Here is a 21,034-nt window from a genome sequence, read left to right on the forward strand (position 1 = left end):
AGCGATCGCACAATGCGGCTACCCGGCGTTTACAATCTTGCGCTACTGCTGCTGATTCTGGGTTGAGCAAGCGATCGGCGATAATGTTACCAATTTCGGTAAATTCCTCTACTCCCATACCTCTGGTTGTCATGGCGGGAGAACCTAACCGCAAACCACTGGTAACAAATGGTGATTGGGGATCAAAGGGAACTGTATTCTTGTTAGCGGTAATATTCACTTCACTCACTAACTGATCTGCTTTCTTGCCTGTCATGCCAATCGAACGCAAATCTACCAGCATTAAATGGTTATCTGTGCCATCAGATACCAGTTTTAAGCCCCGGTTTTGCAGTTGACTAGCTAAAGCACGGGCATTATCAATGACTTGCTGGGAATAGGTTGTAAATTCTGGTTTTAAGGCTTCACCAAACGCAACTGCTTTACCTGCTATTACGTGTTCTAGAGGGCCGCCTTGAGTTCCAGGGAACACGGATTTATCGAATTTTTTACCGAGTTCTGCGTCACGAGTTAAAATTAAACCACCTCTGGGGCCACGTAGAGTTTTATGGGTGGTGGTGGTGACGACATCACAGTAAGGAATGGGGTTAGGATGCAAGCCACTAGCGACTAAACCAGCAATGTGGGCAATATCAGCTAGTAAATAAGCACCAACTTCATCAGCAATGCTACGGAATTTTTCAAAGTCAATAATCCGAGGATAAGCAGAATAACCACAAATCAAGAGCTTAGGACGCTCCCTTAACGCCAGCTCGCGAATTTGGTCGTAATCGAGTTGTTCTGTTTGTTGACTCACGCCGTAGTGACGCACTTGGAACCATTTACCAGAGACATTCACCGGAGAACCGTGGGTGAGGTGTCCACCGTGGGACAAATCCATCCCCATGATTGTGTCACCTGGTTCTAACAATGTTAGGAAAACTGCAAAATTCGCTTGTGCGCCAGAGTGGGGTTGTACGTTAGCATGAGCCGCACCAAATAGCTGTTTAGCTCGGTCAATGGCTATTTGCTCGATTTTGTCAACAAATTCGCACCCACCATAGTAACGCTTTCCAGGTAAGCCTTCGGCGTATTTATTGGTGAGTACCGAACCTTGAGCCGCTAAGACAGCAGCTGAGGTAAAGTTTTCACTAGCGATTAACTCCAAATGGTCGCGTTGACGTTGGAGTTCTTGATTAATTAATTCTGCGATCGCTGGATCGGAGGTAGCAAGCAAGTCTGAATTTGTCCTAGTCACTTCAACTATACCTAATGAAAATTTGCACAACAGTTGATTTTGTGGGAACTTAGCATTTAATTACGAGTCAACAGCCCATAGTTTCATAGTCTTTTGACTACTGTACAGACACGATTAACCGTGTTTCTACTATTGACTTCCATAAGTGCTAATTTACTGATTGTTAGCCGCCGACTAAGTTCATAGATTAACTATCATAAACCTGTTTACGGGAATATGAACTTTTATGCTATTGTTTCGCCTACAGTAATAATTTATGTAAGAGTCTTGAGCCAAAAGCTAATTCTCTCAAACTAACGACATACAATAAATTCAGGTTCACTTGGCGATTGTTTACTACTAACCCCATTTTTGCCAAAAAGAGTGCTGAAGGTTACTCTGAGGCAACCTGCACCAAGGAAAACTCAATTGATTAGCAGCCTTCAGCATCTCTTAGGACACCGCTAAAGTGTGTCCTGTTCTGGAAGAATGTGGAGCATGATGAGGATTTACGGGAGGGTTTTGCATGCTAGTCATGTTAATGGATGATCAAATCCTTGCCCCTGAGCAGGTTTGCCAGTCTTGTTTATTGGCTGATAATAGTGGTCAACCGCGTTGGCGTGCAGGACAATTGTACTGTGGTAAAGTTATTCGTAAGCTTGTAGAACAGCAGTCCGAACAGTATGAGTGTCTGATGGGTTTTCGCATTGCCGAAATAGGATAAACCATAGTTTAACGAGAACGGCTGAGTAACTGCGTTATCCTAGGCTCAAGTAATCATCATATTTTAGCCACAGGAGAATGCACAATGGCTTGGCGCGGGTCTACAACAATTTCTGAGAGAATTTTTGCTTGTTTACCTTATCTTCTGCCCATAGTTGACAGTTTAGTATTTGGGAGTTTTTTGTTAAGACAATTTCCTGTCTTACAATTACTGTTGTTACCTTTGCAACCAGTGTTGATAGTTTACGGTAGCTTAGGTCAATTGGGACAACTTCTAGTTTTCTTTGGTTTATTTATATTCGTGGTGAGAAACGAGAAAATTAGTCATTTTATTCGTTTCAACACGATGCAGGCGATTCTGCTGGACATTGTGATATTTTTGTGTAGTGTATTGGTGCGAGTTTTGACGCAAATTCCCAATACTGGCTTCGCAATTGAAACTATAGCCAATACCATATTTTTGGGGATTACAGCAGCAGTTATCTATTCGGTTGCCCAGTCATTGTTAGGGCGTTATGCAGAAATTCCTGCTCTTTCTGATGCTGTCTATATGCAAGTGCGCTAAAACTTAACAGGATGCCACTGTGTTTTCTAGGCGACCGATACCTTCAATTTCAATACGGACGCGATCGCCTGGATGCAATTGTCCTATACCCTGGGGTGTACCTGTCAAAATCACATCTCCAGGTAACAATGTCATCACTTGACTAATATAAGATACTAAAAAATCTGGGGGAAAAACCATCTGATCAATAGCAGCAGATTGCACCGGATTGGCATCATCATTGACAAAGGTTTGTAATCTCGCACCCGGATTTAATTCTCGGACAATCCAAGGGCCTAAAGGACAGAAAGTATCAAAACCTTTGGCTCGTGTCCATTGTCCATCTTTTTGTTGTAAATCTCGCGCTGTGACATCATTGGCGATGGTATAACCCCATATTTTGGTTTGGGCTGCTTCTGGTGTACAGTTAAAGGCGCGATCGCCAATTACCAGTGCTAATTCTCCTTCATAATCTACTCTTTGCGACTGGGGAGGATACTTAATTGCTGTTTCTGTAGCAATAACTGTTGTCGGTGGTTTGAGAAAAATTAACGGTTCAACCGGGACTAGAGTTCCCATCTCTGCTGCATGATCTGCATAATTTTTCCCCACAGCCACAATCTTAGAAGGAGCGCAGGGAGCCAAAATTTGATATTTGTCTGATTCTAAAATTAAATCTGTGGGCTGTCCTTGCAACCAGGGAGGTGCATCTAGCACCTGGACATTGAGAGATAGTTGTAACAACCCATAATAAATTTTTCCCTCTCGATTTTGAACTCGCACATAGCGTTGAGCCATAATTTTAATCAATATCCTTTTGTCTGATGTTGAAAGTAGCTATCTGGCTGGTGGATGCTCTCTGGATTACAAAAGCCAATTTTTGGCAGCTTGGGCTGATGATTTAAATTAAAAACTGGTAAGATTATAGTTCCTTGTTGCTTCATTTGTTGATTTATCCTGGTAGCTTCTAGCATAACCAACGTATAAATTAACATCAGCAGCCAGTTTGTCCACAAGGAGACTAACAATCATGACCACAGTTTACGAAACACTATATATTCTGCGTCCTGACCTGACAGATGAACAAGTAGAGCAAGCGATCGCCAAATATCAGAACATCCTTCAAGAACAAGGTGCTGAGAATCTCGAAATCCAAAATCGTGGTAAGCGTCGTCTGGCTTATGAAATCGATAGACATCGTGATGGCGTTTACATTCAGTTCAACTATACAGGCCCAGGAACTGCGATCGCTCCTTTAGAGCGTGCTATGCGCTTGAGTGAAGAAGTAATTCGCTACCTGACAACTAAATATGACGTGTCAGAGACAAAAGCAGAGTCAGAAGCTGTAACAGCTTAAGGTAATTTTGCCGTCAACTGTCTGGAGTGTTGAGTTCTGATGACTCATCACCCAACAGTTGTAAAAGTTAAATCAAAAAAATTTACCTTTTGCCTTTTGTGATTGAGTTGGGAATGCTACATTAACAGGTACTTGCCAAAAGCAATGCGTTTGCAGTTATACCTAAAGATTGAACACCATTCTTCAATCGGAGCTTTTAGCCACCGTGAGCCAAACTGAGACACCCAACATCCAAGCTCTCTCTGCGGAAATATCGCAGTTGCGACAAGAACTACAGCTACGCGATCAATTAGTGCAGCAGCTATCTCAAGAATTGTTTCGGCTAGTCAAGGGCAATACTAATTTTATGCCCCAGCGATCAGAGCCAGAACCTAACTTGAGTCAGTTACAAGCTTTACAAGAACAACTTCAAGCTGTTGAAGAACAAGTGACGTTCTACCAAGAACAAATCACCTCTCGTGACACGGAAATCTACCAACTGCGCCAATCAGTACAAGAACTGACTGATCGCAGTCGGATGTTAGAGCAAGTAGTCCAGGAATTGCCGCAAATTTACCGTCGTAAGTTTGAAGAACGCATGGCACCAGTCAGAGAAAAAGTGTCCATGTTACAACGGGAAAACCGTCAACTGCGAGCAGAACTTCAAAGTGTAAGTTACCGTTTGGCTTTGAAAACCCGCACTTCTAGCCATAGTGGTATTGACTTACCAAATTTCCCTCGTCCTTTGTCTGGAGAAGGTAATGTTTCTGCTGTGCAGAACGCCTAAATAACTCACAATCAATTTAATTGATTGATATTTAACAGCAATAATAAAATTTTTCCTGGATGATTAATTTCTCAGGTATCTAGGGCCAAAAAATTTACTTTTTTTCTTTGGTGTTATCTGCTAACTATACGGGGTAGCATGGGTAGCAAGCAAATTTAAATGACTTGAACTATCACCCACTGCACGGTTTTGGCTAATCAACAGTGTCAACACTACTGATTAGTCGTCTCCCCAAAAATCTTATTGTCTCAAAAGCATAACCAAGAGCATAGGCAATGAGGGGTAATTTATGGTAAATAATTAAAAATACCTTTTTTAAACATTGCCAAATGCTGCTGTAAAAATCAAGGCTTACCTTGCTAATGCTAATTTTTGCTCATTTACCTGAGCAAGTACATCTTCGTAAGTGCCGAAAATTTCAAATACTGAATCTAACTGAGTAAGTTCTAAAATTAAACGTACAGGTGTATGTACGTTACACAAAACTAACCGACAGTCACTTTGACGGGCAGTAGTTAGCCCTTTTACAAGTGAAACTAGGCCGGAACTATCCATAAAATCTACTTCTGCTAGATCGATGACCCAAATTTGATGCGGATGAGGAGATGTTTGAGCCATTTGTTCGCTTAAAGCCATGCCACCTTGTCCGTCTAGGCTGCCTTGAGGCTGAAACAAAAGTATTTGCTGTTCTTGTGTGAGAGTCATAATGATTTTAGTAAGTAATTGGAACACTTAACAAAAGCAGAAATTGAGCGTTAATCCTGATGAATTGTCAAATGACCATGATTTGTTAAATTCATAACCAGAGCAATAACATAGCCCTTTATTGACAGGATTGATCAGTGTTGAAGTCGTATAATTTGTTTGAACTTCCCTCACTATAGGCACAAACGCTTAAGGAATTCAGTATCAAAGATATCATTTACATAAGTTTTATAGTTTTATCCGGTTTTTATAAATTTTTGATGATAAATTCCTGATGGCTTTACGTAATTATACTTATGTGCTAAATACACTAAAAAAGTGAATTTGTCAAGAAGAAAAATCTGAGCAATGCTATAGAAATTAGTATATATATTTCCCTAAGAGTTGCTTCATTGACACCTCAGACATAAACAAGCAAAGATGTATATAAAGTAAAAAATTGTAAAGGCGGCGGTGCGGGATGTCTCTTGAGTTGATTTCACTAGAAAACATCCAGGAGTTTGCCCAAGATTACGGTTACTGGGCTATTTTTTTGGGGATTTTGCTAGAAAATTTAGGCATTCCCCTTCCTGGTGAAACCGTAACCCTAGTAGGTGGGTTTCTGGCTGGCAGTGATGAACTGAGTTACTGGATAGTTCTCGGTGTAGCCGTTGCTGGTGCTGTAATTGGCGGGATTTGCGGCTACTGGATTGGTAGACTTGGCGGCTGGTCTTTCTTAGTGCGAACAGGTAAAATATTTCGGATTAGTGAAGTACGACTGTTGAATATAAAAGAGCAATTTAGCGAAAACGCCGCTAAAGCTGTATTTTTTGGGCGATTTTTCGCATTATTGCGGATTTTTGCTGCCCCACTCGCTGGTATAGCTGAGATGCCTTTTGGAAAATTTTTGATATACAACCTTTTAGGGGCAAGTGTTTGGGCTGGGTTAATGGTAACGTTAGCCTTTTTCGCGGGTAGAATTGTTTCTCTAGAACAATTAGTTTCTTGGGTGAGTCAATTTGCAATTTTAGCTTTATTAATACTTGTTGCCCTGATTGCGATTCCTTTGTGGTTGGAGTCTCGCCAAGTCAAAGGCGCAACAGAAGATTGACACCTAATGCCAAGTCTGTTGTAGGGTGCGTCAGAATAGATAATTTGAAGCACCCTATTTATTGTCAACTTTATTTAGTTTGCTGCGCCCAAATACGTGTAGGTAATCCCCAAACGTAAATAAAGCCTTCGGCTGCTTTATGATCAAACTGATCTTCTGCGCCGTAGGTGGCTAAATCAGGGGTGTAGAGTGAATTATCGCTCCAACGACCGACTATAGTGGCGTTACCCTTGAAAAGTTTCAAGCGCACAGTTCCAGATACTTGTTCTTGGGTTTTTTGAATAAAAGCATCTAAGGCTGCTTTAAGCGGGCTGTACCATAAACCATTGTAAACAAGTTGGTTGTAAGATTCTTCAATGCCGCGTTTGTAATGGGTAACATCCGCAGTCAAAGTTAAACTTTCTAAATCTCGGTGTGCTTGAATCAACACTAACATCGCTGGTGATTCGTAGATTTCCCGTGATTTAATCCCTACCAAGCGGTTTTCGATCATGTCAATGCGTCCGACACCATGAGTTCCGGCGATGTGATTGATGGCTTGGATGAGTTCTACAGGTTTTTTCGCTGTACCGTTGAGAGTGGTGGGAATGCCTTGTGTAAACCCAATCTCAATATACTCTGGCTCGTTAGGGGTATCAGCGATCGCCTTTGTCATTTCATAGATTTCTTCTGGTGGTTCAAATTTGGGATCTTCCAACACACCAGCTTCTATACTACGACCTAGCAAATTTTTATCAATGCTGTAAGGAGAAGACTTTTTCACTGGGGCGGGGATGCCAAACTGTTCACCATAGGCGATAGTTTGCTCCCGACTCATACCCCATTCCCGTGCGGGTGCTAAGATTTTCAAATTGGGATTGAGGGCTGTGCAGGAGACATCAAACCGCACTTGATCATTACCCTTACCTGTACAACCATGTGCGATCGCATCCGCACCGTATTTTTCAGCAGCTTCTACTAATATCTTGGCAATTAACGGACGAGCTAAAGCTGTTCCTAGAGGATAGCGATTTTCATAGAGGGCGTTAGCTTGAATGGCGGGAAAAGCATAATCTGTCACAAAGCTGTCTTTTACATCCACCACGAGGGATTCACTCGCACCCGATTTTAAAGCTTTTTCTCGGATTGGTTCTAATTCATCTCCCTGTCCTAAATCTGCTGCTAACGTAATCACTTCTTCCACACCCCACTCATTTTTCAGGTAGGGAATGCAAACAGAAGTATCTACTCCACCAGAATATGCTAGAACAACCTTTTTGGCGCGACCCATTTGCTTCTCCAGTTAGGAAAACACATAATAATGAGTCATTATTATATCTAACTACACCATGTATATTTTCTGGATGCAACAACCGTTAGACTAATTCACTACAAATAGAAATTATCTGTAAATATTCTTTTTCAAGGCAAAGTTCATAGCTATGGGGTGTAATTTGCCCAATAGTTGTTATATTTTCATCATTAAAGTACAATTGTACTAAAGAGAAAAATTCTGATTGAATTTAGCCCCACTGGTATAGGTGGGGTTTTTATTGATAATTAAACGCAGATAAACGCAGATAAACGCAGATGAGTCTGTATTTTATGATTAATGGCATTAGAAGGAACTGTGTTAAGTACCGCACTGTCCTATGCTGAAGATGGGTAGTTGTGTTGTGGGTGAGACTGTGTTGATCAGCGTTGTGATACCAACTTATAATCGTCAGCCAATTTTAGAAAAATGTCTGCGTGCTTTAGAAATACAGCAACTAAGTGCATCTAGTGTTGTAGATGGTTATGAAGTGGTTTTAGTAGATGATGGTTCTACTGACGGTACATTAGATTGGTTAGCAGCACATAAAGATGAGTTTCCCCATGTGCGCTGGTTTGAGCAAGACCATGCTGGGCCTGCTGCGGCTCGGAATTTGGGCGTAGAACAGGCACAAGGGGATATAATTATTTTTATAGATAGCGATTTAGTGGTTTTAGACAATTTCCTGCAAGCTCATGCAGATGCTTTGATGCAGGGTAAGGAAAAACTGGGAAGCGATCGCTTTTTTACTTATGGTGCAGTCATTAACACCTGTAACTTTGAAAATCCTACGGCTGAACCATATAAAATTACAGATTTTTCCGCCGCATTCTTTGCCACAGGTAACGTAGCTATTCCCAAACATTGGTTAGACAAAGCCGGACTTTTTGATACAGGTTTTCAACTCTATGGCTGGGAAGATTTAGAACTTGGTGTCAGGCTAAAAAATTTAGGTTTAAAGTTAATTAAATGTCCCGCCGCCGTTGGTTATCATTGGCATCCACCATTTAAGTTAGAACAAATTCCTAACTTAATTGATAAAGAAATTCAGCGTGGCAGGATGGGTGTTTTATTTTATCAAAAGCATCCCACTTGGGAAGTAAAAATGATGATTCAAATGACTTGGTTGCATCGGTTACTGTGGGGAATTCTCTCATTAAATGGTGCGTTGAATGAAAAAACAATGACACCGTTATTAAGATGGTTGATTGATTTAGGTAAACCTCAGTTAGCTTTAGAAATTGCCAGAATTTTCCTCAACTGGTATAACGTCACGTCGGTGCGCTCCGAATTCAAAATTCAAAATTCCAAATTCCAAAAATAAAAACTTAATAAAAATGTTATTAGCTTGACCAAATTGGTAAAAATATGTGCTATCCTAGTAGAGTTGTCTAAATTCCGCACATCCGGGAATTCGGGTGTTTCCCAGTAGGGAAATACGCCTGGGTGGAGGTTTAACCCGAATAGGAGTAAAAAAAATATATGCCAGTTGTTTCATTGGCTCAGATGATGGAGTCTGGGGTTCACTTTGGGCATCAAACCCGGCGTTGGAACCCAAAAATGTCTCCTTACATCTACACATCGCGTAATGGTGTACATATCATTGACTTGGTGCAAACAGCCCAGTTGATGGAAGATGCTTACTCCTATATGCGATCGCAAGCCGAGCAGGGGAAAAAGTTTCTGTTTGTAGGCACTAAGCGGCAAGCAGCCGGTATTATTGCTCAAGAGGCTAGCCGTTGCGGTTCTCACTATATTAACCAACGCTGGTTAGGTGGAATGCTGACTAACTGGGCTACCATTAAAACCAGAGTAGACCGTCTCAAAGACTTAGAGCGTCGGGAAGAAAGCGGCGCATTAGATTTATTGCCCAAAAAAGAGGCTTCCATGCTCCGCCGTGAGATGGCAAAGCTACAAAAATACTTGGGCGGGATTAAAACTATGCGGAAAGTCCCGGATATCGTGGTGATTGTAGACCAACGTCGGGAGTATAACGCGGTTCAAGAGTGCCAAAAATTGGGAATTCCCATTGTATCCATGCTGGATACAAACTGTGACCCAGATGTAGTAGATATTCCCATCCCAGCTAATGACGATGCTATCAGATCAATTAAATTGATAGTGGGTAAATTGGCAGATGCCATTTATGAAGGTCGTCATGGTCAGCTAGATACAGAAGAATACGAAGACTACGAAGGCGCAGAGGAAGATTACGATTACGACGAAAGTGATTACTCTGAATTTGCTACCGACGACGAAGAAGAAGAATAAGCAAAATTAGATAGATGAAGGATGAAGCAAATCATGCTCACACTTCATTCTTCATCTTGTAAGTTCATATTTAATCGCTTTTTCTTCCCCAGCCCTGAGTAAGATAGAAATACTCAACACCCGTGAGCGATGATAACTCAAGGTCAAGTTAGGAATTGAGGCAACATGGCGGAAATATCTGCAAAACTCGTCCAAGAGCTACGCCAAAAATCTGGTGCGGGCATTCTGGACTGTAAAAAAGCCCTGAACGAAACCGAAGGCGACTTAGAAAAAGCTATAGAATGGCTACGGAAAAAAGGCATTGCTTCGGCGGGTAAGAAAAGCGATCGCATTGCGGCAGAAGGTTTAGTAGACACCTACATTCAGCCAGATGGCAAAGTGGGCGTACTCATTGAAGTCAACTGTCAAACCGATTTCGTTGCCCGTAACGATGCTTTTAAAATTCTTGTTAATAACCTAGCCAAGCAAGCTGCAACTGCTGATAGTGTTGAGTCTTTGCAGGCTCAACCTTACGTAGCAGATGCGAGCGTCACCGTGGATGAGTCCATCAAGCAAGTAATTGCTAATTTAGGTGAAAACATTCAGGTTCGTCGCTTTGTCAACTTTGCTAGCCAGGATACACCAGGGGTAGTAGACAGCTACATCCATACTGGTGGTCGAGTCGGTGTGTTAGTAGAGGTGAGTTCCCCAGCAGCTGGTACTAACGAAGAACTCCAAGCATTGGCACGCAATTTAGCAATGCAAGTTGCAGCTTGTCCCAATGTTGAGTATGTAAGTGTAGACAAAATTCCTGCCGAAATTGTCCAAAAAGAAAAAGACATCGAAATGGGCAAGGAAGATTTGGCGAATAAACCAGAAAATATCAGAGAAAAAATCGTTCAGGGTCGGATTGAGAAACGCCTGAAAGAAATGACTCTGTTAGATCAGCCTTACATCCGCGACCAAAGTATTTCTGTAGAAGACTTGGTGAAGCAAGTTAAGGCTAAAGTTGGTGGAGACGTGGAAGTGCGTCGTTTTGTTCGCTATATCCTCGGCGAAGGTATTGAAAAACAAGAAAGTAACTTTGCTGAAGAAGTAGCAGCCCAAATGGGTCAGAAGTAGTTTGAGTGCTTAATTGACTGCACTAGATACAGGTCAAGCAAATAGCCTGACCTGTATTTTATTTATAAGCTCAGGTCTTACGCAACTGACACATTAGTAGGGTGCGTCAGATGTGAAAAATATGTTTATTTTTAACCAATTATTTTTTCTGACGCACCCTAGAAGAAACTTTGATGATGACGCTTGTGTAAGTCCTAAAGCTAAAATACTGTGGATGATGATTTGCAAATAACTGCGTACATTTGTACCATGAAGGTTCAGGTGGATAAGCAAAGGAAAGTATGGCTAGAGCAATTGAGCGAATAGAAAAGGATATTGCGGTGTTGCAAGAAGCGATAGAAGCGATCGCCACACAACTTTATGCAGCTTATACTAATTATCTCACCAACTTGGGTCAAGGACTGCGAAAACAGTTAATTCTGGCTACTTATCATCTATGTACCCAAGGGTATCCCGACAATTTTTTGCGGTTATCCTTGAATCAACGGCAACAATTACAACAAAATATCCGTAAATTAGGTCAAAAAGCTGCTGAACAATTACTGACTCATCTTGCCAGTGAACAAGAACCAGAGGAAGATGAGGCTTCAGCTACCAGTAACGTGGAAGATGCGGAAGATGAGGCTTCAGCTACCAGTAACGTGGAAGATGCGGGAGATGAAACCGATGAAACAGAGGAAGACGAGACAGAAACATCTCAAATCATGGGAGCAGAAGAAATCTTATCTGTTTTACTAGCCGCTAATCAAACCCGGAAAAACGCTACGTCTGAATCTTATGCCTTTGACAGTTCTAACCCCATCAAGCTGGCAAAATGGCAAAATCACCTAGAAGCAGAAATCCAAAAGACACTCAAAAAAGTTTCTTATGAAGCGAATGTAGTGTTACAAAAAGCGGGAATTTTACCGAAAAAATTACCAGAACCTATCTTAGAAGCAGCTGTAGCTGCATCTGAAGCTTCGGCTGAAATGATGCCAGGGCCGCCCAATCTCTTAAACTTAGTAATTGAGATTGAAAACGGGCAAGATGCAGAAGCATCCAACCTCACCCAAATTATGACGATTAATTTACGGCTAGGAGAAATCGAGTTTGCCGACGCTGCACTTTCCACGAATCGCAAGCAAATCCGGGAAATCTTAGTGCAACTGTCTAAAATAGGCAAAGAATATCAAAAAAAACAAAGAGAACGCTCAATAGCCGAAGCTGAATCTGCATGGCGTGCTAGCTGGTACGAAGATTAGTTAATATTCTCACATTCATAGTATAAAGTAGTGACCAATAACCAATAACTAATGACTAATGACTAATAACTAATGACTAATGAGCAACCAGATTGGATACGCTTACATAAAGCCTTGACAGTAGAAGCAGAATACGGCTTTCAAGACTTGATGGGTAAACAATACCGTTTTAGTGAATTTCTCAGCTTGACTTTTGGGAAATTCCCTTCAGGTTTACCATCGATTGAGCGTCGTCGCTGGCAAGATTTAGCAATTCAATTTGCTCAGTATCCGCATCTGGAACTGCAACAACGACAACATTTAATAGCAGAAACCCGCAGGTATCTTTACCAACTGCAACAAGAAGAAAGGGAGCAGGATAGTAGGGTAGCAGAGGAGCAAGAGAAAAGCTATAAATCGAAAGTTCCCAATTCTGCGCCGGTTGTGGCAGAAGTTAGCCGCAGATTAGCCCCCAAAATTGACCAAAAACTCAGCGATTTGCCAGAAATCGGCATTCGTAAAGCAGATAAGTTAGCAGCTTTGGGTTTGTATACGGTGCGCGATTTGCTGTTTTACTATCCCCGTGATCATATTGACTATGCGCGTCAGGTGAATATCCGGGAGTTAGAAGGGGGTGAGACGGTAACGATTATCGCTACTGTGAAGCGTTGTAATTGTTTTACTAGCCCCAAGAATAAAAAATTAACGATTTTAGAATTACTGTTAAAAGATAATACAGGTCAAATTAAAGTTAGTCGTTTCTGGGCGGGGGCGCGGTTTAGCAGTCGTGGTTGGCAAGAAAGTTTAAAGCGTCGTTATCCAGTGGGTAGCGTGGTGGCGGCTTGTGGGTTAGTCAAAGGTAGTAAATACGGTTTGACGCTGGATAACCCGGAGTTGGAAGTATTAGCTAACCCTGGGGATACGATTGAATCGTTAACAATTGGGCGAGTTGTACCAATTTATGCACTCACCGAGGGAGTGATGGCGAATATGGTACGTCAAGCGGTGTTAGCTGCTTTACCTGCGACGGTGCATTTAAAAGATCCATTGCCGAAAGGTTTGCGGGAGAAGTATGGTTTGATGGAATTGAAGGATGCGATCGCTAACATTCATTTTCCTAAAGATAGCGATCGCCTACAAGCCGCCCGTCGTCGTCTCGTCTTTGATGAATTTTTCTACCTGCAACTCGGTTTACTGCAACGCCAGCAACAAGCAAAAGCCATTCAAACCAGTGCGGTGCTTGCTCCCAAAGGACAATTAATCGAAAAATTCTACGAAGTTCTACCTTTTCAACTCACCGGCGCACAGCAACGAGTTCTTAACGACATCCTCAACGACTTGCAAAAAACCACACCCATGAATCGACTTGTTCAGGGTGACGTAGGTTCCGGTAAAACAGTCGTGGCAGTGGTAGCAATTTTAGCCGCAATTCAATCTGGCTACCAAGCCGCTTTAATGGCTCCCACGGAAGTCTTAGCAGAACAGCATTACCGCAAGTTAGTTAGCTGGTTTAACTTATTATACTTACCAGTGGAATTGCTCACAGGTTCAACTAAAACTGCCAAACGCCGACAGATTCATGCTCAACTAGAAACCGGGGAATTACCCCTGTTAGTGGGAACTCACGCCTTAATTCAAGATCCGGTTAATTTTCAGCGATTAGGGTTAGTAGTCATTGATGAACAACATCGATTTGGCGTGAAACAAAGAGCGTTATTGCAGCAAAAAGGCGAACAACCTCATGTATTAACTATGACAGCTACCCCCATACCCCGCACATTGGCATTAACCATACATGGGGATTTGGAAGTGAGTCAAATTGATGAGTTACCACCAGGGAGACAAGCAATACAGACAACTGTGTTAAGTTCTCAAGAGCGCAGCTTTGCTTATGACTTGATGCGCCGGGAAATTGCCCAAGGTAGACAGATTTATGTAGTCTTGCCATTGGTGGAAGAATCAGAGAAACTAGACTTGCGATCGGCAGTAGAAGAACATCAAAAGCTGCAAGAAAGTGTTTTCCCAGAATTTCAAGTAGGGCTATTGCATGGTCGCATGAGTTCCGCCGAAAAAGACGAAGCCATCACCAAATTTCGGGATAATCAAACGCAGATTTTAGTGTCTACCACCGTTGTAGAAGTTGGCGTTGATGTGCCTAACGCTACAGTTATGCTCATTGAAAATGCTGAACGTTTTGGTTTATCCCAACTACACCAATTGCGGGGAAGGGTTGGGCGTGGTGCAGCTAAATCTTATTGTTTGTTAATGAGTAATTCCAGAAGTCCCGATGCCCAACAACGGCTGAAAGTCTTAGAACAGTCTCAAGATGGCTTTTTCATTTCGGAGATGGATATGCGTTTTCGCGGGCCGGGAGAAGTGTTAGGAACTCGTCAATCTGGTGTGCCAGATTTTACCTTAGCTAGTTTAGTAGATGATGAGGAAGTGCTAATTTTAGCCAGGCAAGCCGCAGAGAAAGTCATAGAATTAGATATGACATTAGAGCGTTGGCCTTTAATGAAGGCAGAATTGAAGTATCGTTATGAAAGATTGATGGGTGGGGCTATTTTAACTTGAAAAGTTGAGCAAATAAAAGTCAAAATAGTGGACTGACACGCCTAAAATGATGCAATAGATTTTTGAGGAAATCAGATAAATCAATAATTTCTGATTTTGCCTAATGCACAAATTTAGCTGTGTCAGTCCACTACTGGAATGCAATTTAATTTATAATTGAGGATGGCTAGAGTTTTTGCAACAATTCTTGAGTTAATTGCATGAATGCTTTAGAACCTGCTGATTGAGGTGCATTTAAAACCACTGGCATAAAACTATCCACAGCTTTAGCAACGCTGATGTCAACTGGAATTTGTGCCTTACAAATTTGTTCTACACCAAAATCTTCGACAACCCTGTGCATCACCTGTTTATAATATCTACCTGTGAGTAAATTGGTGTTACACATACTAAAGACAATACCCAGCATTTTAATATTTATTGTTGCTTCATGTTCATGACTTTCTTTTAACTGGGCAATGCGTCTTTCTAATAGTTGAATTCCCACAACAGACAAAGGTTCTGGCTTGGCTGGCAGCAGGTAAAAATCACTAGCAGCTAAAGCACTACGGGTTAATAAATTGTAACCAGGGGCGCAATCTAAAATAATAAAATCATACTGATCACGCACTGGTTTTAAGATATTATTAATTAAAACTCGTTCAAAACGGTTCCAAACTGTTTCAAAATTTTGTTCCCCCAAAGCAATGGTTTGTCTGTGCAGCATTTCTGAGACGACAAACTCATCATATAAATCTATATCTCCCGGTAATAAATTTAATTCTGGCAGATTACAGACTTGAGTTTGAGTAATATCATTGATGGTTAACTGAGAATTCGGATCAGGATTGATAACTTCATCAATGAGATATCTTAATGTGCGTCTTTGTTTGCGACGTTTGGCAAATTCCAGAGGCGACATCAGACTAAGTGTGGCACTGATTTGGCTATCTAAATCTAGAACCAGGACTTTTTTACCATGATTTTTCGCCAAACAAGTTGCTAAGTTCACAGTGAGGGTAGTTTTCCCTACACCGCCTTTCATATTTGCAGTAGCGATTACATATCCCATTGTTAATTCCTCTGATGACGCGTTCCCATTCAGGTAGCGCACACCCCTTCTGAACAATTGAAACTTCCGTTAAATATAATATTTACGGGGAATCAAAAGAGTTGTGTCAGCAAGATTGCCTCGATAGAGTATATAGCAACTTGGCTGAAGTTGGGAGATGTCTGGGAAAAATGTAGAGATGTTTTATGAAACGTCTCTACATTTATAGGATATAGGTATCCTGTGGGATATTCATGGATGACGGGGTTGCTAGTATGCTTTGAGGCTTGATAAATATCCTCTCTCACTGGTTTTGAGTGGAAATGATATATGGTAATTTGCCTAAGTCCTCAGTATGTAATTGCAGTTGTGGTGATGACACCCAATCATGTAGAGAAACAACTGACTTGTTTACAATTGCCTAACCCTAAGATTTAGTCCACCGATAATTCCAGCTTTATCATTGATACTTCAATAATGATTGATGTTGATTCAACATCAGTTTTATCTGTAATAATTCAATATGGAATTTATACACAACATACCTGCCATTTCAGCCGATTGTTGATTGTAAAATATGTCTGTGTTTTGCAAGACACCTTTACTGTGAATTATTTCATAGTGATAATAGCCATATTGATCCAAGTAAATTACTAATGTAAGCTGATTAACAGCAGTCATAGTCAGTAATTTATTAATCATTTTTGTACATCCTTTATGTAGGTTTTATGTGGCTTCATATTTAATTTTCAGCTTTTTATTAGTCCTACAGGATGAAGTTAGATAAGTTTTAACGGAAATTAGAGTAAATGTAAAAGTCAGGACTTAGGCAACTGATATATTAGTAGGGTGCGCCGCAATAGTTGAGAGTCAATCAATCGAAAATGGCATTATGGTAGGACAATCAGTAGGTTTTGATGCTAGCAATCTCTTTAAATTAAGAAAGTGACATTTTTTCCTTGATACTCTGGGGTGATTTTTGATGTTCAAAGTTACCTCCGTATCTGATTCTAAGGGACTTCCAGATAAAAAAATATCCAAAATTTAGGGTGCGTCAGTAAGAGTAACCCTAGCTATACCAATAAAATATTCATTCTGACGCACCCTACTAACAGTCAATTTGGATAATTTATTTTTTGTTGTTCCCTAACTCTTAAGATGTAAAAAAAATCTTTGCACAAGCCCACGAGAAAATTAGCGTTATTCATGATGCTTTTAATGCTGAAAATACTGGTTGAATTGAGTCTTTTAATACTTAACAAACATCCTTTTAAAGAAGCCGGTTAACTGTAATACAAACTGGAACTCTTTTATAAGCGGGTGTGCCACTTTGCGGATCAACTTTTGCTTTAAATAAAACATTCGCTTCAGGATAAAACATAAAAGCTACACCTTCACGAATTGCACCACAAATAATTTCAATATTTTCTAGTTCTCCCTGATCTCCTTTCACTGTTACTCGCTGATGTTCCTGAAATCCGGCTTTTTTGATATCCAGAGGATTCATTAAAATGCAATGACGATGGGGCATTCCGCGATATTTATCTTCACTACGATAAACTACAGTATTATGTTGGCCATAGCTGCGTCCTGTTCCTAAAATCACTACAATTCCTGGCTGATTTTCTGCCACACCAAACTCGGCTTTAGTTGGTAGTGATAGTTGCGGTAAAGGTGTGACAAACATCTGCGCTTTCCCATCTGATGTGGGAAATTTCGGTGCTTCTAAAATCCGCCCTTCAATGAGAAATTCTTGTTTTGTTTGGTCAATTGTGCCAATTTTTTCATAACCAGGAATGGTTTGAGCAATTAATTTTCTAATATAAACTGTATCTTGCAGTTTGCGCCAGTTTATCGGTGTTTCGCCATGTAAGCGAGCAGCAATTTCTGTGATTAAATCTATTTCAGAAATTAAGTCAGCATCAGGTGGTTTTAAATGACTTTTTCCTTCATCATTTAACCGCACAAAGTTATTACCTGATTCAGTTGTTGTTTTGTGAGGATTTTCAAACCGATTAAATACAGGTAAGATTAAAGTTTGCTGTTTAGCTAACCCGTGAAAATGTCCTAAGTTCGGTTTTGTCGCTACATAAAAAATTGTGTCTATTTGCGATAGTGCCTGTTTCGCTTGCTGTAAGTCGGGATTGGCTGCATACAAATTTCCCCCTAAGCAAAATAGTGTGTCTATTTTTCCTAATTCTGCGGCTGTGATTAAGTCACGGGTGTGATAGCCAGGGGTTTCACTCAGAGGTTTTCCTAAGAGTTTAGAGAGTGCTTGTTTAATTTCCTCGCGCAAATGCACTGTTACACCCATTGAACCAAATCCTTGCACATTAGAATGTCCTCGAATGGGCATTGTACCTGCGCCAAGTTTGCCGGCATTGCCTGTAATTAAGGCTGTATTCGCAATACTGAAGACATTATCCACACCGTTAGCGTGTTGAGTTATCCCCATTGCCCAAGCAAAAACTACACGCTCCGATTTACCAATTATATAAGCTGCGGCTGTGATTTCTTCTTGGGATAAACCACATATATTAGTGATGTTATCCCAGGCAATATTTTTAGCGTAATCTAGAACTTTCTGCCAATCCTTTGTATAGTTATTGAGATATTCTGTTTTAATCAAATTCTGTTCAATTAGAGATTTTTGCAATCCCACAAATAATGCCACATCACTACCAGGAATTGGTTGTAGGTACAAAGAAGAGATATCTGAGCCACCTGTGAGTAAAGATTTGATAGGAAATGCAGGGGATGCAAATTTAACTAACCCGATTTCTATTTGGGGATTAATAATGATTACTTTGCCGCCACTTTCCCGCAATTTGATCAATTCGTTCATCAGTCGCGGATGATTTGCGGGAGCATTAGAACCTATTAAAACAATACAATCACTATGTTTTAGGCTCTCTAGGCTTACCATTGAGGTGCCAGTTCCGAAAACTTTTTTTAATCCCACTGTTGAGGGTGCGTGACATAAATCTGAACAGTCTGCTAGATTATTACTACCTAGCGATCGCATTAATAATTGTAGTAAATAGGCAGCTTCATTAGATGAACGCCCAGAACTATAACTGGCAATTCTAGCTGGTGGTAGATTAAAGGCTTGTGTAGCGATGTGATAAACTTCTTCCCAGCTAATACGTTGATAATGGGATGAACCTGATCTGAGGATGAGAGGATAAGTTAATCTACCCAAGCGATCGCACTCTTGAGAAGTCAGTGTTTGTAATTCACTGATGCTATGTTTTGAGAAAAAATCTGGCTTAATTCCGGGTTGCAATTCCGCCGCGATCGCTTCTACACTTTTAGCACAGCGTTGTAAATATTCTCCCGCTTCATTAACAAATCCCCCTTTTTGTCCACCCGTACCCCAAGCACAGGATAAACACGCACTTTTATGATTGAGAGTTTGCCATAATTGTAAACCTGTTGGTGAAAGCGTTTTTTCTACCCAATACTGAATTACAGGGAAACCACCCCCAGCCGGGGAGCTAGACTTGCTTTGAGGTAAGTTATCCATACTTAATACTCAGCTAAATCTCAACTCGTTTAACTATTTTTTATTATTACTAATCATTCTTTCCCTTGGCAAAATAGAAATATGAATTAATCAAATAAGTAAAATTTAAGCTTGTGTCTATTTCTAGGGAATAATTTGGATTTTTTATCTATCATTGGTCAGAATTTAAACAAATAAATTATCTGCTCAAATTACGAGAAGAAACGTGATTATCTGACTATCGCTGATGTCTATGCTGGATTTTCACCAGCTAAATTACGAGTATCAATTTCTTTATTAGTGGGAGGAAATACAATTATCTTGCCATTTATTAATACACATCTTGCACCTGTTCCTTGAGGATAATTTTTGTAGGGTGGGCATTGCTTGTAACTTGCTGAAAGCCTTAGTTTTACGTTGTTGGCTGTGCAGGGAGCGACGTTGATTGAGAATTGTGCAAGATATGACCTAATCAATCACCGCTTTGGGAAATGATCAACCCAAAGCGATTGCCTATTATATTGCTTTCTTCTATGGTAGAGGTTTCATCACATTCAAAAACGCCTTCTCACAAGCGCATGGCCAGATTGAACATCAAACCAGTGAATATTCTCCGAGGGCAATGCTATTGTAATATGCTCGCCGCTCCAATTTCGGTCTGTTGACAACAAAGCACGTACAGTAATCGCTTCATTTTGTGACCCCTCAACCTTAATACTTACCAAATAGTACATACCCAAGTTTTCCACAAGATACACTTGACCTCGGATAGTCTGAGTATCACCCGGTTGAGCAATGCGGACATCTTCTGGGCGGATTCCCAAGATAATTTGAGGTGGTATAGTTGGGATATTGGGGAGACGCACTTGAAAATTACCCAGGATTGCAGACCTTCCCTGACAAGGTAGAGTTAGTAAATTCATTTGCGGACTACCGACAAATCCAGCTACAAAGAGATTAGCTGGATGGTTATAGATGTGTTCAGGTGAGTCAAGTTGCTGGATGTAGCCATCGTTGAGTAATGCTACTTTTGTGGAAAGCGTCATTGCTTCTGTTTGGTCGTGGGTGACGTAGACAACAGGCACTTTTTGGGCGGCAAAAATTTGCTTGAGATTGGCTCTGACTCGTTCGCGCAATAGTGCATCCAGGTTACTTAAAGGTTCATCTAACAAATACACATCGGCATTACGCACTAAAGCACGACCGACCGCCACCCGTTGCCGTTGTCCTCCAGATAACTGACCCGGTTTGCGGTTGATTAATTCTTCTAATCCTAAAACTTCTGCCACTTCTGCGACGCGCTGTTTAATTGTTGCCGGTGGTACTTTTCTCAACTTGAGTGCAGAAGCTAGGTTGTCATAGACTGTTTTATGGGGGTAGAGTGCATAACTTTGAAAAACCATTGCAATGTTGCGATCGGCTGCTCGCTTATAAGTAACATCTACACCCCCAATTTTGATTTGACCGCGAGTTGGTTCTTCCAGTCCCGCAATCATGCGTAAAACTGTGGATTTGCCACAGCCAGAAGGGCCGAGTAAAGTGAGAAATTCATCGTTATCTACAGTTAAGCTAAAGTCTTTGACTGGGATAACTTTAGAAGTATAGGTTTTATTTAAGTTTTTCAGTTCAAGTTTAGCCATT

Annotated in this window: 17 protein-coding genes; 10 read left to right on the plus strand and 7 right to left on the minus strand. The window is 40.9% G+C overall.

Features of this window, described 5'->3' with window-relative positions; translation table 11 throughout:
- Positions 1-1,237, minus strand: a 1,237-nt coding sequence (glyA, locus tag AACS98_RS10855; protein ID WP_066379438.1) for a serine hydroxymethyltransferase, incomplete at its 3' end; no start/stop codon positions are given.
- A gap of 505 nt (positions 1,238-1,742) precedes the next feature.
- Between glyA and AACS98_RS10860 the strand changes: the two genes are divergently transcribed.
- The gene (locus AACS98_RS10860) at positions 1,743-1,940 is read left to right on the plus strand and encodes a hypothetical protein (protein WP_066379441.1); all 198 of its coding nucleotides are present in this window, start codon (positions 1,743-1,745) and stop codon (positions 1,938-1,940) included.
- An 84-nt stretch (positions 1,941-2,024) separates the two neighbouring features.
- Positions 2,025-2,504, plus strand: a complete 480-nt coding sequence (locus AACS98_RS10865) for a Tic20 family protein (RefSeq protein ID WP_066379443.1) — start codon at positions 2,025-2,027, stop codon at positions 2,502-2,504.
- 3 nt (positions 2,505-2,507) lie between these two features.
- Here the strand turns inward: AACS98_RS10865 and AACS98_RS10870 are convergent, their stop codons facing one another.
- Positions 2,508-3,281 carry a fumarylacetoacetate hydrolase family protein gene (locus AACS98_RS10870; protein WP_066379445.1) on the minus strand — a complete coding sequence of 258 codons (774 nt, stop codon included), beginning with the start codon at positions 3,279-3,281 and terminating at the stop codon, positions 2,508-2,510.
- Between the two features lie 232 nt (positions 3,282-3,513).
- Here AACS98_RS10870 and rpsF point away from each other — a divergent pair, with 232 nt between their 5' ends.
- Both rpsF and AACS98_RS10880 read left to right on the plus strand, forming a co-directional pair.
- The gene (rpsF, locus tag AACS98_RS10875; protein WP_066379449.1) at positions 3,514-3,840 is read left to right on the plus strand and encodes a 30S ribosomal protein S6; all 327 of its coding nucleotides are present in this window, start codon (positions 3,514-3,516) and stop codon (positions 3,838-3,840) included.
- A 205-nt stretch (positions 3,841-4,045) separates the two neighbouring features.
- Positions 4,046-4,606, plus strand: coding sequence for an Npun_F5560 family protein (locus AACS98_RS10880; RefSeq protein ID WP_066379451.1), 561 nt, complete (start codon positions 4,046-4,048; stop codon positions 4,604-4,606).
- Between the two features lie 351 nt (positions 4,607-4,957).
- Here AACS98_RS10880 and AACS98_RS10885 read toward each other — a convergent pair whose 3' ends face one another.
- Positions 4,958-5,311 (minus strand): STAS domain-containing protein, encoded by a 354-nt coding sequence (locus AACS98_RS10885; RefSeq protein ID WP_066379454.1) that lies wholly within the window; start codon positions 5,309-5,311, stop codon positions 4,958-4,960.
- A 460-nt stretch (positions 5,312-5,771) separates the two neighbouring features.
- On the opposite strand from AACS98_RS10885, the gene AACS98_RS10890 reads away from it, so the two are divergent.
- Positions 5,772-6,401, plus strand: a complete 630-nt coding sequence (locus AACS98_RS10890) for a DedA family protein (RefSeq protein ID WP_066379457.1) — start codon at positions 5,772-5,774, stop codon at positions 6,399-6,401.
- A 70-nt stretch (positions 6,402-6,471) separates the two neighbouring features.
- On the opposite strand, the gene AACS98_RS10895 is transcribed toward AACS98_RS10890, so the two are convergent.
- A complete protein-coding gene (locus AACS98_RS10895) occupies positions 6,472-7,671 on the minus strand; it encodes an argininosuccinate synthase (protein ID WP_066379459.1) in 1,200 nt (399 codons plus the stop codon).
- Between the two features lie 370 nt (positions 7,672-8,041).
- Between AACS98_RS10895 and AACS98_RS10900 the strand changes: the two genes are divergently transcribed.
- From AACS98_RS10900 to recG, 5 genes are all read left to right on the plus strand, one after another.
- The gene (locus AACS98_RS10900; RefSeq protein WP_066379460.1) at positions 8,042-9,016 is read left to right on the plus strand and encodes a glycosyltransferase family 2 protein; all 975 of its coding nucleotides are present in this window, start codon (positions 8,042-8,044) and stop codon (positions 9,014-9,016) included.
- Between the two features lie 158 nt (positions 9,017-9,174).
- Positions 9,175-9,963, plus strand: coding sequence for a 30S ribosomal protein S2 (gene rpsB / locus AACS98_RS10905; RefSeq protein ID WP_066379462.1), 789 nt, complete (start codon positions 9,175-9,177; stop codon positions 9,961-9,963).
- A gap of 165 nt (positions 9,964-10,128) precedes the next feature.
- Complete coding sequence (gene tsf / locus AACS98_RS10910; RefSeq protein ID WP_066379465.1) at positions 10,129-11,064, plus strand: translation elongation factor Ts; 936 nt, start codon at positions 10,129-10,131, stop codon at positions 11,062-11,064.
- A gap of 281 nt (positions 11,065-11,345) precedes the next feature.
- A complete protein-coding gene (locus AACS98_RS10915; RefSeq protein WP_066379467.1) occupies positions 11,346-12,305 on the plus strand; it encodes a hypothetical protein in 960 nt (319 codons plus the stop codon).
- A 72-nt stretch (positions 12,306-12,377) separates the two neighbouring features.
- Positions 12,378-14,858 carry an ATP-dependent DNA helicase RecG gene (gene recG / locus AACS98_RS10920; RefSeq protein WP_066379468.1) on the plus strand — a complete coding sequence of 827 codons (2,481 nt, stop codon included), beginning with the start codon at positions 12,378-12,380 and terminating at the stop codon, positions 14,856-14,858.
- Positions 14,859-15,024: 166 nt separating this feature from the next.
- Here recG and AACS98_RS10925 read toward each other — a convergent pair whose 3' ends face one another.
- From AACS98_RS10925 to AACS98_RS10935, 3 genes are all read right to left on the minus strand, one after another.
- Complete coding sequence (locus AACS98_RS10925; protein WP_066379469.1) at positions 15,025-15,909, minus strand: ParA family protein; 885 nt, start codon at positions 15,907-15,909, stop codon at positions 15,025-15,027.
- Positions 15,910-17,158: 1,249 nt separating this feature from the next.
- Positions 17,159-19,414, minus strand: coding sequence for an FdhF/YdeP family oxidoreductase (locus AACS98_RS10930; protein ID WP_066379470.1), 2,256 nt, complete (start codon positions 19,412-19,414; stop codon positions 17,159-17,161).
- Positions 19,415-19,947: 533 nt separating this feature from the next.
- Positions 19,948-21,033, minus strand: coding sequence for an ABC transporter ATP-binding protein (locus AACS98_RS10935; protein ID WP_066379481.1), 1,086 nt, complete (start codon positions 21,031-21,033; stop codon positions 19,948-19,950).
- Position 21,034: the final 1 nt, after the last annotated feature.

This window comes from Anabaena sp. CA = ATCC 33047 (assembly GCF_963870205.1).
GTDB lineage: Bacteria > Cyanobacteriota > Cyanobacteriia > Cyanobacteriales > Nostocaceae > Trichormus.